This window comes from Paenibacillus sp. fava2 (genome assembly GCF_058313675.1).
Window position 1 is genome coordinate 3,830,878 of the sequence record NZ_CM177755.1, and the last position, 18,106, is coordinate 3,848,983.

Consider the following 18,106-nt stretch of genomic DNA (forward strand, 5'->3'; position numbering starts at 1 on the left):
TATAGCTACAGCCAAGGTTACCGCCGCCAGCGTGTCCATCTATGCGATCATCTTAATTCATGTCAACGGAGGATTAGACAAGAAATGAATAATACCTGGAAAATATACATGCTGGCTCTGGTCAGTTTTTTGGTGGGAACAACCCAATTCTGCATTGTGGGTATGCTTGATCAGATTGCTGACTCCGCCGGAGTACCTGTAGCCGCCGCCGGGCAGCTGATAACCGTATTTGCACTCGCTAACGCAATTGGAACACCAGTAGTAATGATTGCTACATCCGGTATGAATCAGCGCAGGCAATTGTTAATGGCTCTGATGATCATCCTGCTCGGGATTGCTTCAACACTGCTGTTTACTGGCTTTGCCTATCTTATGGTATCCCGTGCAGTCCTTGGACTCGGAACCGGAGTCTTTATCGTGACTGCCTATTCTCTGGCCTCGAGGCTGGCAGCTCCCGGGCGTCAGGGCTCAGCAATGTCCACCGTAGCTATGGGCTTCAGCTCCTCACTGGTGTTCGGCGTTCCGATCGGCCGGATAATAGCGGGTGCATACGACTGGAAAACCATCTTTTGGGTCATTGGTCTGTTAGGCCTGGCCGCTGCCTTTGGTATCGCCAAAAGCATCCCGGCCATGGAAGGGGAGGCGGCTGTCCCGATTAACCGGCGTCTTGCCTTTTTGAGGCAGCCGCAGATAGCCGTTACTCTAAGCATAACCTTCTTTGTCTTTATAGGGTTCTCAGTAGTCGATACGTACATTACGCCTTATCTTGCTGCGGCGATGCCGGAGATGGGGAGTAAAATGAGTGCAATCCTTCTTACCCTGGGAATAGGCAGCCTGATAGGCTCCCGGCTTGGCGGCTTTCTGGCAGACCGGATCGGAACCGTACGTACGCTTATCTGTTCAATGGTTGTGCAGTCGGCTGTATTAATGCTGCAGCCTGCTGTTTTTGGGCAGGCGGCCGTTATAATCATACTTCTAGTGTTATGGGAGATTGCAGTCTGGACTTTCGGCCCAACCCAGAACTTCAATCTGGTGTCGCTCGCACCGGAGGCATCCAGCATCGTTCTCAGTCTGAACACCTCGTTCGTGCAGTTTGGCTTTGCGGCAGGAGCCGGGGTCGGAGGTATCGCAGTCGGGCATTTATCAGTTAAGGTTCTCCCCTGGATCAGCGGGACATCCATATTGATTGCAGCGGCTATTTCGATTCTATCCTTACTCAGGAGAGCTACTCACAGATCCGTTCCAGCAACGTACCCAGCTGCTCAGCTAAAACCTGATGAGTAACCGGCCTTTCGTTGGTGAACCACCATTCGACAATACCCACGTAGGAGGACGCGACGAATTGAACGACCAGGTCCTTGTTTAATCCTTTGTTTTTGCCCCGGGTCACATCAATTTCATCCTGGAACTCCTCAAAGAGAAAGGCCTGAAAGCGACTGCGGAAGAAAGGAGCTCCCTTACTGGCCAGCATGGTGGAGAAAAAGGAGTAATTCTGCTCGAAATATTCGGTCCAGACAATTGAGCCGGTGACAAAATCCAGCTCCGCCACCGACTGGCACCGTATCCGGAGTTCATTGATGTGAAGCTCAATAAGCTTATCCAGCAAATCGTATTTATCCGTGTAATGAAGATAGATGGTGCCGCGGCTGACGTTAGCCTTATCGGAAAGGTCCTGAATTGTGATATCATCAAAGCTTTTTTCTGTCATTAGCTCGATGATTGCTGTTTTCAGAGCTTCCTGCGTTTTGAGAATTCTTCTGTCCACTTTTGTCATTTTACGCACCAGACTTTCCTGATATCCATTTTAGATATTGTACATTTATATAATTATAAACAGGTGTATAGTATTTTATCAATGGAAATGAAGAGTAAGATACCCGCTGGAGGCCTGAGATATTGAACACTTTTGGGTAATCTATTCATTAATGTACAAAACGAAGGAAATTGGCAATAGGAAATGAAATTAAAGCGGGTATAATATTAGACGTTAGATCAATAAAGTAACGTTGATTATTATTGTTAATATTACATTGAAAGAGAGGATTGTCTTATGGAATATGTTAAATTCGGCAATACCGGAATGGATGTCTCGCGGATATGTCTGGGCTGCATGAGCTTCGGGGAAGCACTGCCGGAATGGCACCAGTGGGTGCTTAATGAAGAGCGCAGCCGTGAAATGATCAAGCGGGCGCTTGAGCTGGGCATTAACTTTTTTGATACAGCCAACATCTATGCGAATGGCACCAGTGAGGAGTTCACCGGGCGGGCTCTCAAGGATTATGCAGACCGGGATGAAATCGTACTGGCTACCAAGGTATGGGGACGTATGCACAAGGGTCCAAACGGCGGGGGCTTGTCCCGGAAGGCTATATTGAGTGAAATTGACAAAAGCCTGAAGCGGCTGGGAACCGACTATGTCGATCTTTACATCATCCACCGCTGGGATTACGACACGCCGATTGAAGAAACGATGGAAGCACTCCATGATATAGTGAAGGCGGGGAAAGCCAGGTATCTCGGCGCTTCCGCAATGTATGCCTGGCAATTCCAGAAGGCGCAGCATACCGCAGAAAAGAATGGCTGGACCCGGTTCGTCTCGATGCAGAATCATATGAATCTCATCTACCGGGAAGAGGAACGTGAAATGCTGCCGCTCCTCAAGGACCAGCACATCGCATCGACTCCATACAGCCCGCTGGCATCCGGAAGACTGATCCGTGACTGGTCCGAAACCACGCTGCGCTCAGAAACAGATCACATCCAGAAATCCAAATACGATGCGACTGCGGAGGCCGACAGGCTGATCATTGAGCGGGTAGCCTCACTTGCGGAAAAGCGCGGCGTGCCGCGTATTCATATCGCCCTTGCCTGGCTGCTGCAGAAGGAAACGGTAGCTGCTCCGATTATAGGGGCTACCAGGCTAACCCAGCTTGAAGATGCTGTAGGCGCGCTATCGGTGAAACTGACAGAGGAAGAGGTTGCTTTTCTTGAAGAGCTGTACATCCCGCACCGCGTAGTCGGTGCCCAATAAGGAGGAATAGATAATGGAATATGTAACACTTAACAATGGCGTTCAAATGCCGGTTCTTGGGTACGGGGTATACCAGATTCCCGATCATGAGGAATGTGAAAGATGTGTGCTGGATGCAATCAACGTGGGGTACCGCTCGATTGACACTGCCCAGGCGTACCGGAATGAAGAGGCCGTTGGCCGGGCGATCAAGAAGAGCGGGGTAGCCAGAGAGGAATTTTTTATCACCACCAAGGTCTGGATCTCTAACGCCGGCTATGAGCGGGCCAAAGCCTCCATTGAGGAATCCATGCGCAAGCTGCAGCTTGACTACCTGGATCTGGTACTGATTCACCAGCCGTTTAATGATTACTATGGAACCTACCGGGCAATGGAAGAGCTATACAAGGCAGGTAAAATCAGAGCCATCGGCGTAAGTAACTTCTACCCGGACAGATATATTGATCTTGTGAAATTTAGCGAAGTCGTTCCGGCCGTCAACCAGGTGGAGACTCACGTCTTCCATCAGCAGACTGAAGCACATGAAATTATGAAGAAGTACAATACACAGATTGAATCCTGGGGCCCGTTTGCTGAAGGCAGGAACAACTTCTTTACCAACCCTGCCCTGCAGGAGATCGGTGAACTATATAATAAAACAACTGCACAGGTTGCTTTGCGTTATCTGATTCAGCGGGGCGTAGTGGTGATTCCCAAGACTGTTAACAAGGACCGGATGGAGCAGAACTTCAGTGTGTTTGATTTTGAACTGACAGCCGGGGATATGGACAAGCTTGCTGCGCTCGATACCGGGGAAAGTGCCTTCTTCTCCCACGCTGACCCGCAGACCGTTGAATTTATGACCGATTACGGAAAAAAAGGTCTGGAATAAAATATATAAGTACCGTGAGCCTGCTGCGTGCAGGCTCTTTTGCTATTTTTTGATATAATGTTTTCAGTATAGGAGAGTGACTGGTACTTAAGGGGAGATACATAATGATGAATTTGTACGGGGCGGAGCACCACCTGCTTGTGCTGTCCGATACCATTGATGCAGATGATCATGCCCATGCCTTTGTACAGATAACCCTGGCATTTGAAGGGGAGCTGGACATAGAGGTGGAGGGCAGGAGTATGCGCTGCAGCGGGATTGCGATTGACTCCAACATCCGCCACCGCCTGGACGGGACGGGGAAGCAGCTAATGCTTCTGCTGATTGACGGAACCTCGGATATTGCGGCCGGCTTCAGACAACAAATAGGTGATTCCGGTTACTGTCAGCTACCGCCTGATCAAGTCAACACTATAGCCGGATTCGTTCAGGCACACTACGCTAACATTAAGGACAGCAGCAGCTACCGCAGCTTTTTTATGCAGCTGATGGGGCTCTTCCGGCTTGAAGTTCAGGCGGCAATAGAAGATTCCAGGATACAGGATTTGATACAGCTTATGAAGGATTGCCGGGATTCTGAGCACTCAGTCGGTAAGTACGCTGATCAGCTGGGGCTTTCGGGCAGCAGACTGGCGCACTTGTTCAAGCAGCACACAGGAACTTCCTTAAGCGGCTATATTGTCCTGCATAAGCTGCAAAAAGCCGTTTATCTGATTTTTAACGGGGACTCGATTACGGAAGCGGCAATGGCCGCCGGCTTTGACAGTCCTTCGCATTTTGCCGCTACAAGCAAACGGATGCTGGGAATGGCAGCAAGGGAAATCCGCAAGGATAGCGTTTTTTTGAAAGTTTCCTGCCTGCATTAACCTTACTATAGGTACAGGAGGTGTCATACCATGACTGTACTTATATCAGAGACAGAACTAATGAATTACTCTCATCCCAAGATTCAACAGCTGCTCCGTGACCGGCAGTGGGCGCAGCTTCCCGTTAAGGAGCAAATTTTACAAATTTATAATTTTGTCCGGGATGAAATACAATTCGGTTATAACCGCGCTGATGTCATTCAGGCATCTGAAATCTTACAGGACGGCTATGGCCAGTGTAATACCAAAGGCATTTTATTTATGACACTGCTCAGGGCCGTTGGCATTCCATGCCGGATGCATGGCTTCACCATTGATAAGGAACTGCAGAAGGGAGCGATGAAGGGCTGGTATTACCGGCTCTCCCCGCAGGAAATTATCCACAGCTGGGTGGAGGTCTGGTACAAAGACAAGTGGCTGAATATCGAGGGCTTTATTCTTGACATGCAATATTTAAGCAGACTGCAGGAAAAATTCGCAGCATGTCCCGAAGGGTTTTGCGGCTACGGCGCTGCCACAGACAATCTGTCTAACCCGGAAGTCTACTGGGACGAAGGAAATACGTATATCCAGAAAGAGGGCATTGTACAGGATTTCGGAATCTTTGACAGCCCGGACGAATTTTTTGCTGTACACCGCCAGAAGCTTGGCCCGCTACGGGAAGCCGTGTTCGTACTTATTGTCCGGCATTTGATGAACCGTAATGTTAATAAGATAAGGCAGGGAACTACCGCGTCTGGAGCGTAAGACAAAACCGATAAAGCCCCTCAATTGTTGAGGGGCTTTTGACTGCGCAACCTTGGTGCTTTACCCTGCACTGTTCTCCTGATACCTCCGGTACACCAGCCCTTCATAAGGCTTAAGGGTACCCTGACGGTGACATTTCGGCTCAGTCTCACCCGGATAATTGCCGAAGAGAAAGTCTGCGCCCATCAGCCGCTCAGCCTCCAGCTCCGGCAGCTTCCAATGGGCTTCTTCGTTAGAAAAGTTAAGCAGAACCAGCCATTCCTCAGCTTTATCATGGCGTGTGTAGGCGAAGATTTGCTGATGCTCCTCAAGCAGCAGATTGAACTCTCCGTAGACCATAACCGGATGCTCCTTGCGCAGACGGATCAGCTTTTTGTAGAAATGAAAGACGGAATCCGGATCATCCAGCTGAGCGTTTAAGTTGACCTCTTTATAATCAGGGTGCACGGGTAACCAGGGCTGGCCTTCCGTGAAACCGGCATTCGGACTGCTGTCCCACTGCATGGGGGTACGGGCATGATCCCGCGACTTCCGTCTGATCCGCTCCATAATGAGCTCTTCCGGCTCACCGCGTTCCTTAACCATTACATCATAATACGAGTGAGCCTGCTGTTCGTTAAAATCTTCGATCCGGATCAGGCCCGGATGATTGGTCATTCCCAGCTCCTCGCCCTGCAGAATGAATGGCGTGCCTTTTAACGTATGCAGCAGAATCGCCAGCATCTTGGCGGATTGCACCCTGTATTGGCCCTGGTCCCCGAAGGTTGCGACCATGCGGGGCTGATCGTGGTTGCTCAGGTACAGGCCGAACCAGCCGCCCGGTTCACCGACATCCTTTTGCCACATTTTCATAACCTCACGCAGGTCATCCAGACCCCATTTCTTGCTCTGCCATTGGTCTTCCTCGCAATCCGCCAGCTTGGACGCCTCTGCCGACAACACCATGCTCAGCTCTTGCCGCTCCGGCATGGTGTACATAAGCACATCATCCTCGGTGACCTTGGAGGTCTCGCCTGCTGTGAATATCTGATAGCCCGAGAATACTTTATCATTCATTTCCCGCAAAAATTCATGAATGCGCGGCCCGTTTTTCGTATACGGCTCGCCGTTAGCCTGTAATTTAGTCTTGCCGGTATCCGGAAAACGCTGATCCTTGGAGATGGAATTAATAGCGTCCATCCGAAAACCGTCAATGCCCTTATCCAGCCAAAAGGTCATGATTTTGTACATTTCTGCACGCAGCTCCGGGTTATCCCAGTTCAGGTCCGGCTGCTTGGCATTATATAAATGCAGGTAATACTCACCGCTGACTTCATCATAGGTCCAGGCCGGCTTGCCCAGATAGGAGGTCCAGTTGTTGGGCGGGCCGCCATCCTCCGCAGCCGGACGCCAGATATAATAATCGCGGTACCTGCTTTCTCTTGAGGTCCTAGCCTCTACAAACCAGGGATGCTCATCGGAGGTGTGATTGAGCACCAGATCCATAATCAGCCTGATATTCCGCTTATGCAGCTCGTCCAGCAGCTGTTCCCATTGTTCCATCGTTCCGTATTCATGCTGGATCGCGCAATAATCTTTAATATCATAACCATTATCCACATTTGGAGACACATAGACAGGAGACAGCCAGATTGTATCGACCCCAAGCTCAGAGAAGTAGTCCGCTTTGGAGATCAGGCCGTTTAAATCACCGATGCCGTCCCCGTCGCTGTCCTTAAAGCTCCGCAAATAAACTTCGTATACTACGCTTTCTTTCCAGTAGGTTTTGTACATAAGCTGCTCCTTTCACTATCTTTCTCGTAGTTCATTACCCGAATATAGCAAACGAAACGTCTTAAGAAGTCTTCTATCAGCGGTTTATCATTAGGAGCAGGTAAAATTAACCTGTGCGTTTTCCTTTTGACGGCACACATTCGTTTGTTTCATGATCCATTCTAAGATCAACCATCCAGAAAGAGGGTAGCAAATGAGTCATTTAACGAAAGCAGCGAACGGAGAAATTGCATTTTCCGTAGGGGAAAGAGAGGAATTTTCATTAAAAAAAGGGTGGATGACCGGCTTTAACCTGTGGCGGAATCTGTCCGTCCGACTTAAGCTGTACTTGATGATCTCTGTCAGTCTGATTTCATTTGCTGTAGCCATGATTTATATGGTGGAGACCGGAAAGCGGGACATCAACAGCCTGACAACCGTCCTTTACAGTGTGACGATACGTTCTGCTGCTGAATTATACGATGCAGACAGAAATTTGCAGCACATCTCACTAGAGCATAAAAAATACATATACACCGGAGGAACAACCGGCTCTGAACCAAGTGCCGCAGACACACAATCTGTTATTAATAAAATTTCGACTGCCAGGGCAGAGCTGGATCAGCAGGGTGTGCTGGACAGCATCCTATACCGGGATACCGACAAGACGCTGAACATGCTTTTTGCCGATCTGACGGCCCGGCTTCAGGAATGGTCTGCAGATATTACCCGGCCGGCAGGAGCTGTCCCGTCAGAAGAATCGCTCGATGCACAGCTGTCTGACATAGATGCAGCGATGACCAGAATAACCTCATCATTAGAAAACTACTCCAAGTTGAACATTACTGCAGCCAAGAATGAGGCTCTGCGAAAAGAACGTTTTGGCATTGTCATGCTGTTCCTTGTGGAGGGGGCAACTCTTATTTTGGCAGGACTGACGATCCGGCATATCGTTAGCACTCTGCAAAGAGTCAATATCAAGCTGTCCAATGTAACCAATGGAGATCTGACTGCAATACCTTCGAGCAGCTATCCTAAGGATGACCTGGGCCTGCTGTCCCGGTCGGTAGACACTACAATCCGTGATTTAAGACAGCTGATCTCCAATATTGCTGTAAACTCATCCACTACAGAGCAGGTAATGCAGACTGTTCTGCTCGGCTCACAGACCGCATCCGTCAAAACAGATAACGTAGTAGACAACATAGAAAACATGACCATACATATGAATAATCAGCTTTCCAGCATTACCGAAACAAACCGCGCAATTGAAGAAATGGCGCTTGGGGTTAACCGGATCGCCGGTACCGCTGCCCAGATTGCAGATGATTCCTCTGATATGCAGTCTTCGGCTGTCCATGGCATGGAGTCAATTACGTCATTAACGGCTCAAATGTCCAATATTTCAAGCGTTATTTCAACATTAGAGAACGTGATTGCATCACTTAACAGTAAAACCGTACATATGAATGAGATTGTCGCGAGCATCACGGGATTTGCACAGAATTCGAACCTGCTGTCCCTTAATGCCTCGATCGAAGCGGCCCGGGCAGGCGAGCACGGCCGCGGATTTCTGGTAGTTGCCGCAGAAATGAGACGCTTATCCGACAACTCCAGACAGGCTGCGGAAGAGATAAGTACAATTCTGGAGAACACAGTCGGAGATATAACACAGGCCTCCGTATTGATGCACAGGAGCATTGAAGAGATCAAGGAGGGGGCATCCGGAGCAGGGGAAGTAAACGACGTATTCCAGGAAATCATCCGTTCGATTGCCTCTATTACAAGCCAGCTGCATGAAGCCTCTGCAGTAACCGAGCAGCTGTCTGCTTCTTCGGAAGAGGTCGCTGCGACCATGGGCGAGCTGACTGCTGCTGCAGAATCCGTTTCACAGATGACAGGCACGGTAAATGCCGAGGCGGCGGGGCAAAAGGAGGTTTTATCCGGCGTAGTCCATTCTTCAGATGATCTGAAGCAGGTGGTAACGGAGCTACGGGCGTCGGTGAACTCGTTTACGTTATAGGGCATTCATTCATAAATAAAGGAAGTTTAATTCTCCCTCCATACGGGTAAAAAGAGACAAATACACCTGAGAAGAAGGGCGGTAATTGTTATGCTATGGGGTTTAATCGGTCTAGTGGTACTATTATGGCTGTTTGGCTTTATCTTTAATGTCGTCGGCAATCTTATTCATCTGCTGCTCGTTGTCGCCGTGGTTCTCTTTCTCGTCAACCTGTTCCGCGGCCGTTCCCGAAGTTAGCCTGCACTCATTCACGAGTGCTTTGATCAAGAACCGCAGCCTCGTGTTCATGAGAGGCTGCGGTTCTTTTCGCTGGTTGCATACCGTTCTTCAGAAGCATCAGTTATACTGATAGATGATCACGGGGGACTACTAAACAATGAGAGGACAGACGTACAACAATGAGCAGCATGTTTTTAATAGGGGAAATCTCCAGGCTCTTTCGAATCGATATCCGGACGCTGCGCTACTACGATGAAATCGGTCTGTTCACACCGGCATCAGTGGATGGGCAGTCAGGTTACCGTTATTACTCCATTGAGCAGTTCGAGAGCCTGAATACCATTCTTTATTTGAAGGCGCTGAATATTCCGTTAAAAGAAATCAGACAATTCGTACATAACCGGAATCTCGATGATATTCTGCTTCTGCTAAAAGAGCAGCGGAGCCGCACGGAAGAAAAAATAAGGGAATTTGAACAGATCCAAAGGAAAATAGACCAGCGGATTCATCAGATTGAAGATGCAGCTAAAACGGAGGAGCTTTATACAGTACGGCTTACAGAGCTACCTGAACGGACGATGATCATTCTGAAGCAGAGCATCCGCCGCAGCGATAATCTGGAAATGTGGATCCGGCATCTGGAGAACAGCAGTCCGCTCAAATCCAGTGTTTTCCTCGGGCAAGTAGGCTTAATACTCTCAGCTGCAAGACTGCTTAAGCACACTTTCGATGAGTATGACGCGATTTTTCTGTTCACAGAGCCGGATAAGCATCTATCCTCAGATACGGTCATGAAAACACTGCCCCGGCAGACCTATCTGACCATCCGGTTTGTCGGAACCCATGCAGACGCAGCAGTACATTACGAACAATTGCTGGGGCACGCAGAAAGAACAGGTTATTGTATAACAAATGATGCACTGGAAATCACTTATATTGACTATGGGCTTACCCAGGATGCCTCCAGGTTCGTTACCGAAATTCAAATACCTGTGCTAAAAATTTGACCCTCCAGCCGCTGGAGGGTTTATTCTTGTTACAAATAAAGCGTAGGGAGAGAGAACAAATGATTGGAACGCTTGTGAATACAGCTGCCATTCTTATCGGAAGTGTTACCGGAAGTGTATTTAAAAAAGGGCTGAAGGAAGAGTATCAGGACATTCTGATGCAGGCAATGGGTTTGGCCGCGGCGGCACTGGGTATCAATGCCATTGCAAAATATTTGCCGGACAGCGAGTACCCTGTTTTATTTATCGTCAGCCTGGCACTAGGCGGTATTATCGGCCAGATGCTTGATCTGGAGCAGCGGTTTAAGCATGTGGTTGCTAAATTTACCGCCGGCAATCTGGCAGAGGGGTTATCAACAGCGATCCTGCTGTTCTGCGTCGGAACAATGTCAATTATCGGTCCTATGGAAAGTGCTTTGAACGGCAACAACACCTACCTGTATACGAATGCTATCCTCGACGGGGTAACCTCCGTGGTACTCGCTTCCACATTTGGAATCGGGATCATCTGGGCTGCGGCGGTGCTCTTCTGCTGGCAGGGGACTTTGTATCTGCTGGCTCATATCTTATCTGACTTTATTACACCGTCCTTGCTGACCGAAACCTCGATCGTCGGCGGTGTACTGATCTTTTGCGCCGGTCTTAGCATCCTTGGTGTACGCAGCTTTAAAACGATCAATCTGATCCCCGCGCTCTTAATCCCTGTAATCTTTATTGCAGTTAAAAGCGGGCTGGGGATATAGACGGCATTGAAGGAAAGCTCTGCAATCATTTGCAGGGCTTTTTTGTATACACACGATAATAATGAAAATAAAACTATCAAAAAAGTAAAATAGTCGATTTTAAGCTTAATATGCATTTTTTTGCTAAGAATGCGCTCCCATTATTTGATACACTTGTGCATATTTAGTGGCGGGATCGAGTATTGCAGCAGATTGGATTCCAATAGGAGAGCCCGCTTATAAAAACGCCGTATTGAAGGGAGTGATGATCCTAACTTAGCCAGTAAGGCTCATGATTTGAGGATTGAAGCTGTACAGGTATACCGGGTTCATGTTTAGATTTCCCCTGGTTTCTAAAAATTGATTTTAGACAAATAGGAGGAGTTAAGTACATGGGTAAAAGAGTTTCCGTCAGGAAATCGGTGCTTGCATTCGTTATGTCATTTCTCATGATCATTTCGTTAGTTGTTCCTCCATCTCCGGGGTATGCTGCAACAGCAAGAGCGGACAGTCCGCTTGCCCGGCAGGCAGAATATCTCGACCGGGGTCTGGTAGCGGTTCTGACCAGCAGCGGTGTGTACTTGAGCTGGAGATACTTAAATACGGATTCAGATGAAATCGCTTTCAATGTATATAAAAACGGATATAAAGTAAATAGCGCACCTATTAGCACTTCTACGAATTATCTGGACACAACAGGAGCAGACAGCTCCCTGTATCAGATTTCTACTGTTATTGCCGGTAAGGAAGTAATCCAGCCGGAGACGGTATCAGTATGGCATAACAATTACCTCCCGATCCCGCTGGATAAGCCGGCTGACGGCCGGACGAAGGATGGCGGAACCTATTCCTACTATGCAGGGGATGCTTCAGTAGGAGACCTCGATGGCGACGGAGAATATGAAATCGTTTTCTTGTGGAGCCCGAGCAATTCGAAGGATAATTCCCAGGCCGGTTATACCGGCAATGTCTATATTGATGCCGTTAAGCTTGACGGTACGAAGCTCTGGCGGATCGACCTTGGCGTGAACATCCGGGCCGGCGCTCATTATACCCAGCTGATGGTCTATGACCTGGACGGAAACGGCAAGGCAGAGGTCGTGGTCAAGACAGCAGACGGAACCAAGGACGGCCAAGGCACCGTAATCGGTGACGGCACCAAGGATTACCGCAACGATGGCGGATATATCCTGACAGGTCCGGAATATCTCACCTTGTTCAACGGCGAGACCGGAGCGGCTGTATCCACTGTGGATTACATCCCGCCAAGAGGCGATGTGGCCGCATGGGGTGACGGATACGGCAACCGCGTGGACCGTTTCCTCGGAGGCATTGCCTATCTCGACGGGGTGAAACCTAGCGTGGTGATGGCCCGCGGTTACTATACACGTACTGTACTGACCGCTTACGATTTCACCGGCGGCCAGCTGGTACAGCGCTGGACCTTTGATACCAACGAAGCCGGCAAAGAGTACGAAGGACAGGGCAACCATAATCTCAGCGTGCTTGATGCCGATGGTGACGGCAAAGATGAAATCATGTATGGTTCACTGGCAATCGATGATAACGGTACCTTGATGTACAGTACTGGACTCGGCCACGGCGATGCGATTCATGCCGGCAAACTTGATCCGAACCGGGACGGTTATCAGGTTGTAAGCGTACATGAGCATACGAATGCTGAATATGGACTGGAGATGCGCGACGCTGCCACAGGCGAAATTCTCTGGGGCCAATACACAGGTAAGGATACCGGACGCGGAATGTCTGCAGATATTGATCCGAATGTTCCCGGATACGAATCCTGGGCCTCCACCATTGTGGACGGACAGATGGATCCTCTCTCGAAGGGTTACGCAGCAAACGGTGAAGTCATTTATGAACAGAACGAAGTGCCAAAGAGTGCCAACTTTGCAATCTGGTGGGACGGGGATCTGCAGCGCGAGCTGTTCGACCATGAATGGAATAACAGTACAGCAAAGGGCACACCGCTTGTTTACAAATGGGATTACGAAAACAAGCAGCTGAAGGAAATCTTCCGGGCTACAGGCTCTTTAACCAATAACCACACCAAGGGAAATCCTGCCCTTCAGGCGGATATTCTGGGTGACTGGCGCGAGGAGCTGCTGCTGCGCAGTGAGGATAGCAGTGAATACAGACTCTACACGACTACTATTCCTACAGCTTACAAAATTCCAACACTTATGCAGGACCCTGTATACCGGCTGGGTATTGCGTGGCAGAATGTAAGCTACAATCAGCCGCCACACACAGGCTTCTACCTTGGGACTGAATCTGCCTCATTCCCGAAAGCTAACCTGGCGCTGACCGGCTCGCAGCAGCTGCCGGAGCAGGTGTACCATTTTGCATTCGGTACGGAGCCTGCTGCAGGAGCAACTCCTGTTCAGGACACCCCTTATTCGCAGGGAACAGGCTACGGCTTTGAAGACGCAAGTGGAATTACGGTAGGCGCAAACCATGTGGCACTGCCGGAAAATACAAAGTTCGCAGTCGATCTGCCTGATGCCAACTATCAGGTTACGATTAAGGTCGGGGATGATGCCCGCAACTCAAACGTAGGCGTTAAATCCGAATTTGTGCAAAAGCTGGCTGTAACCAGCGTTAACGCTGGAGAAGCTCGCGAATATTCCTATGACGTTGCACTGGTTGACGGTCAACTGGAGTTCATTTTCACCGGAACAGCCATTGACGTTCAAGAAATCACGATTTCGAAATACCCGGAGAAGTCAGCGGCTGACCACACGACAATCTACATGGCCGGCGACTCCACTATGCAATCTTACAGTGCACAGCAGGCGCCGCAGGAAGGCTGGGGCCAGCAGTTCGGCCGTTACTTCGCTAATGGCGTCGCAGTCCAGAATGATGCGATCGGCGGCAGAAGCAGCAAATCGTTTATGGTGGACGGCCGCCTGGATTCTATCCTGCAGCGGATCAAGCCGGGCGACTATTTCTTTATCTCCTTCGGCCATAATGATGCCAGCATTGGTATTCCGGACCGTTATGCGTCGCCGGCGGATTACAAAACCTATCTGGCCCGTTACATCAATGGGGCAAGACAGCGGGGAGCCGAGCCAGTCCTGCTTACTCCGGTTGGACGCAGAGATTTTAACACCATCACTCAAGAATTTAACGTAAGCTTCCCGGAATATGTGAAGGCTGCCAAAGAGGTAGCGGAAGAGCTGAATGTGAAGCTGATTGATCTCAGCCAGCTAAGTATTGCTTATTACGATAAAATCGGACTCACTGCTTCGGAAAAGGTCTTCCTGTATGCCAATCCGGGCGAATATCCGAAGTACCCTAACGGGGTGAACGATAACACCCATTTCAGCAGCTACGGCGCACAGGTCATTGCCGCATTGGTTGCAGGAGCGGTAAAAGAAATGGAAATAGGTATTTCTCCTTATGTGATTGACCCGGACATTACCGAACCTGAACCGGAGCCGGAAATCCAGGTGTATGAGGAGAGCTTTGATGGCGATCCTGCGGCCGTCCAGTATGCGATGGTCAATTCTACAGGAATCGCCGGTACAATGACGGGAACCGTTGTTGATCAGAACGGAAACAAAGTGCTGTCTGTTAACGGATCAGGCTCGGGTAACCGCGCCAAGACCTTCCGGTTGTTCGATGCCGTGAACGGCGATATTGTCAACGTGAACTTCGACTGGCATTCCGGCAATGTCAGCGCTTCTCCGTCGGAAGGACATCTGTCCATCCTTGATGCGAACGAGAATATTATTCTCACTCTGCTGACCAAGACCGGTACTGCAAGTCCGGGCAACAAAATCCATTACTTCGTGGGCCCTTATACACCGGATTATGGAACAGGCACTACAGCGGTACCTGATGGCGGTATCGCCACCGATCTGCTGAAGAACCAGTGGGTCAATGTGGACGTAAGCATTAACTTCGCTGAAAAGACAATGGATCTGACTTTGACGAGCAAGGCGGACCCGAGCCTCACGCAGACCATTGAGGGTATTCCGATGAATCCAGGCGCCTATACCAATAATGTAAGGGCCCTGCGTTTCCTCGGAACAAGAAAAGGCGGAGGCGGCACACTCAGCTGGACTACGCAGATTGATAACGTGAAGATTGAAGGCAAGAAGCTGCCGCCGGTTGCCGGCGATCAGCAGGCGTTAATTGCCTTGCATAATGAAGTAAAAGCACTGGATCTGTCAGCTTACACCGAAGCTTCCAAAGCCGTGCTGAACAAAGCATTGGCAGCTGCTGAAGCAATTCTCGGTACGGAAGCGACACAGGCTCAGGTCGATCATGTATTTAACATGCTGACGGTTGCCAAGGACTCAATATCTGCTGAACCGGCAGGTGTGATCAGCAGCTACTCCTTTGATTTCGGCTCCGGCACTGCCGCAGAAGGATTCATTGGTGTTAATGCCAAGCGGGCTTATATCGAAGGCAATGGCTACGGCTTTGCCGACACCGCGCTGGTTCAGGACGAAAACCGGCAGACCGGAGATCTTCTGAAGGAAGACTTCACCCGCGTGAACGGCACCTCCTTCCTGGTGGAAATGGAGCCTGCCAATTACAGAGTAACCATGACCATCGGTGATGCTCAGGAATCGACCAATACCGGCGTGGTTGTAGAGCAAATGCCGAAGCTTCCGGTTACGACTGTAGCCAAAGGCGAATTCAAAGAGGTCTCTTATGATATCGCTTTGATTGACGGCGTCTTTAACTTTGATTTCTCGGGCAGCACACCAAAGATTAATGCGCTGACCATCGAACGCCTGCCTGACAACGGCGCCGGCACACAGCCGGTCATTTATCTGGCGAGCGATTCCACAGTGGCTAATTATGCAGAAAGCTATCGTCCGCAGGCCGGATGGGGTGAACAGCTGGGCAGCTACTTTGATCTGGATAAGATCAGCATAGACAACCGTGCGGTCAGCGGGCTCAGCAGCAAAACCTTCCTGGTAGGCGGATACCTGAACAATATCCTGCTGAACATTCACGAAGGTGATTATCTGTTCATGCAGTGGTCCCACAACGATTCCACACCTTCGCGGCCGGAACGTTATCTGACACCGGAGCAATTCAAGGTGTACCTGAAGGATTACATTAACGGTACAGTACAAAGAGGCGCAACTCCGGTCCTGGTTACACCGGTTAACCGCCGTGATTTTAGCGGAGAAGTCCTCAATAAGAGCTTCCCGGAATATGTGCAGACCATGAAGGAAACCGCACAGGAAACCGGAACGCTGCTAATTGATCTCAACCAGGCAAGCTGGGAGTATTTCCAGGAGCTCGGTCCGGAAGGCACTAAATCCATCTTTATGTGGGTGGGGACAACAGAAGACAACACCCATCTGCAGATGAACGGTGCGATCAAGGTATCCGGCATGGTGGCTAAGCTGGTACAGGAGCTGAATATCCCTCTGTCAGAACTCGTCACACTGGAAGAGGAGCCGTCCGACCAGAAAGCGCCGCACACAACAGCAGCGGTGGAAGGTGATCAGCATAACGGCTGGTATACTTCGCCTGTAAAAGTTACTTTTACCGCAACAGATGAAGATTCGGAAGTAGAAGCGACCTACTTCAAGGTCGATGGCGGCGAAGCAGTGAGCGGAACACAGCTGACCCTTAGTGAAGAGGGCAACCATACCGTCACTTATTGGAGCGTTGACGTTGACGGCAACAAAGAGGCGGAACAGACCCTTTCCGTGCCGGTCGATCTGGCGCCTCCTGTCATTGAAATTCAGGGACAGTCCGAATACACCATTGACCAGCAGGTTGTCATTGGCTATTCCGCTGCCGATCCCGTTTCAGGTGTCGAACAGCCGGCCGGAGAGGTATTGAATACTCCGGCCTATACACTGGAACCAGGGTTAAATACGGTAACTGCACTGGTCTATGACCGCGCAGGCCAAACAACCACTTTGGACTACAGTTTTGGCGTTACTGCTACTTTTACAAGTCTGTCTGAGCTTACCCGCACCTTTGCAGCCGGATCGGAGGACCCTGGTGCAGCAGCGGTTTCCGGTCAGCTTACGGATAAGCTGCAGCAGGCTGAACAGGCAGCTGCTGCACATAATGGTGCAAAGGCCCGCCAGCTTCTGAACACTTACAGCAATGATGTCAATGCAGCCAGAAACACAGTATTTACGGCTGAACAGGCAGATGCACTCGTTAAGTGGTCAGCATGGCTGAGCCAGGCGACCCCGCTGGCGAGCAGTGCCCCAGGCACGCCGGTGTTGTCCGATAATAACGGTCATGACACTGGTCTGAGAGACGGAGACTATACAATCACAATGAATCTCTGGTGGGGGAATAACGGCACCAAGTTCAGACTGTACGAGGACGGCAAGCTGGTCAAAGAAGTATCACTGCCCGACCAATCCCCGTCAGCACAATCTGTGAAGATTGACATTACCGGCAAGCAGAACGGAACTTACGTTTATACCGGTGAACTGATCAACTCGCTGGGTACAACGAAGAGTGCGCCACTGACTGTGACTGTTACTGATGCAGCTCCGGGTCAAGCGGTTTTGTCTAACGACAACTGGGATGGAGACGGCAGCTTTAACGTCACGATGAACCTGTGGTGGGGTACCAACGCTACCGAATACAAGCTTTACGAAAATGGAAAGCTGGTAGACACACAATCACTTCAAGCCCGAACACCTGGCGCCCAGTCGGCTGTAACAGCAGTTTCCGGTAAAGCGGCTGGCACTTACGAATACGAAGCGGTGCTGAGCAATGCTGCGGGTGAAACCCGGACCGTGAAGATGACTGTAAAGGTACGGAAATAAGTTAGGGAGACAGCTTGGCGATGCTTAACTGAATTTACGTTGAACAGCCCGAGGAGACGGTCTAACCGTTTCCTCGG

At 49.9% G+C, this 18,106-nt stretch carries 12 protein-coding genes; 10 read left to right on the forward strand and 2 right to left on the reverse strand.

Going from position 1 to position 18,106, the window contains the following annotated elements:
* Positions 1 to 84: 84 nt before the first annotated feature.
* Positions 85 to 1,284: an MFS transporter gene (locus AC4G46_RS16495; protein ID WP_491123682.1), complete on the forward strand. Its 1,200-nt coding sequence runs from the start codon at positions 85 to 87 to the stop codon at positions 1,282 to 1,284.
* On the opposite strand, the gene AC4G46_RS16500 is transcribed toward AC4G46_RS16495, so the two are convergent.
* The gene (locus tag AC4G46_RS16500) at positions 1,226 to 1,774 is read right to left on the reverse strand and encodes a TetR/AcrR family transcriptional regulator (protein ID WP_491128901.1); all 549 of its coding nucleotides are present in this window, start codon (positions 1,772 to 1,774) and stop codon (positions 1,226 to 1,228) included. The two genes, AC4G46_RS16495 and AC4G46_RS16500, sit on opposite strands and share 59 nt — an antisense overlap.
* Positions 1,775 to 2,050: 276 nt before the next feature.
* Between AC4G46_RS16500 and AC4G46_RS16505 the strand changes: the two genes are divergently transcribed.
* The 4 genes from AC4G46_RS16505 (at position 2,051) to AC4G46_RS16520 (ending at position 5,515) form a co-directional block, all read left to right on the forward strand.
* Positions 2,051 to 3,031, forward strand: a complete 981-nt coding sequence (locus tag AC4G46_RS16505) for an aldo/keto reductase (RefSeq protein ID WP_491123683.1) — start codon at positions 2,051 to 2,053, stop codon at positions 3,029 to 3,031.
* Between the two features lie 13 nt (positions 3,032 to 3,044).
* Complete coding sequence (locus AC4G46_RS16510) at positions 3,045 to 3,902, forward strand: aldo/keto reductase (RefSeq protein ID WP_491123684.1); 858 nt, start codon at positions 3,045 to 3,047, stop codon at positions 3,900 to 3,902.
* Positions 3,903 to 4,006: 104 nt separating this feature from the next.
* Complete coding sequence (locus AC4G46_RS16515) at positions 4,007 to 4,768, forward strand: helix-turn-helix domain-containing protein (RefSeq protein WP_491123685.1); 762 nt, start codon at positions 4,007 to 4,009, stop codon at positions 4,766 to 4,768.
* Positions 4,769 to 4,798: 30 nt separating this feature from the next.
* Entirely contained in the window at positions 4,799 to 5,515 is a 717-nt protein-coding gene (locus AC4G46_RS16520) for a transglutaminase-like domain-containing protein (protein ID WP_491123686.1), read from the forward strand.
* 60 nt (positions 5,516 to 5,575) lie between these two features.
* Here the strand turns inward: AC4G46_RS16520 and AC4G46_RS16525 are convergent, their stop codons facing one another.
* A complete protein-coding gene (locus AC4G46_RS16525) occupies positions 5,576 to 7,288 on the reverse strand; it encodes a glycoside hydrolase family 13 protein (RefSeq protein ID WP_491123687.1) in 1,713 nt (570 codons plus the stop codon).
* A 193-nt stretch (positions 7,289 to 7,481) separates the two neighbouring features.
* Here AC4G46_RS16525 and AC4G46_RS16530 point away from each other — a divergent pair, with 193 nt between their 5' ends.
* From AC4G46_RS16530 to AC4G46_RS16550, 5 genes are all read left to right on the forward strand, one after another.
* Positions 7,482 to 9,290: a methyl-accepting chemotaxis protein gene (locus tag AC4G46_RS16530; protein ID WP_491123688.1), complete on the forward strand. Its 1,809-nt coding sequence runs from the start codon at positions 7,482 to 7,484 to the stop codon at positions 9,288 to 9,290.
* Positions 9,291 to 9,380: 90 nt separating this feature from the next.
* Positions 9,381 to 9,527, forward strand: coding sequence for a lmo0937 family membrane protein (locus AC4G46_RS16535; protein WP_139171896.1), 147 nt, complete (start codon positions 9,381 to 9,383; stop codon positions 9,525 to 9,527).
* Between the two features lie 161 nt (positions 9,528 to 9,688).
* Positions 9,689 to 10,516 carry a MerR family transcriptional regulator gene (locus AC4G46_RS16540; protein ID WP_491123689.1) on the forward strand — a complete coding sequence of 276 codons (828 nt, stop codon included), beginning with the start codon at positions 9,689 to 9,691 and terminating at the stop codon, positions 10,514 to 10,516.
* A gap of 59 nt (positions 10,517 to 10,575) precedes the next feature.
* Positions 10,576 to 11,259, forward strand: coding sequence for a DUF554 domain-containing protein (locus AC4G46_RS16545; protein WP_491123690.1), 684 nt, complete (start codon positions 10,576 to 10,578; stop codon positions 11,257 to 11,259).
* 371 nt (positions 11,260 to 11,630) lie between these two features.
* Entirely contained in the window at positions 11,631 to 18,029 is a 6,399-nt protein-coding gene (locus AC4G46_RS16550) for a rhamnogalacturonan lyase family protein (RefSeq protein WP_491123691.1), read from the forward strand.
* Positions 18,030 to 18,106 lie beyond the last annotated feature (77 nt).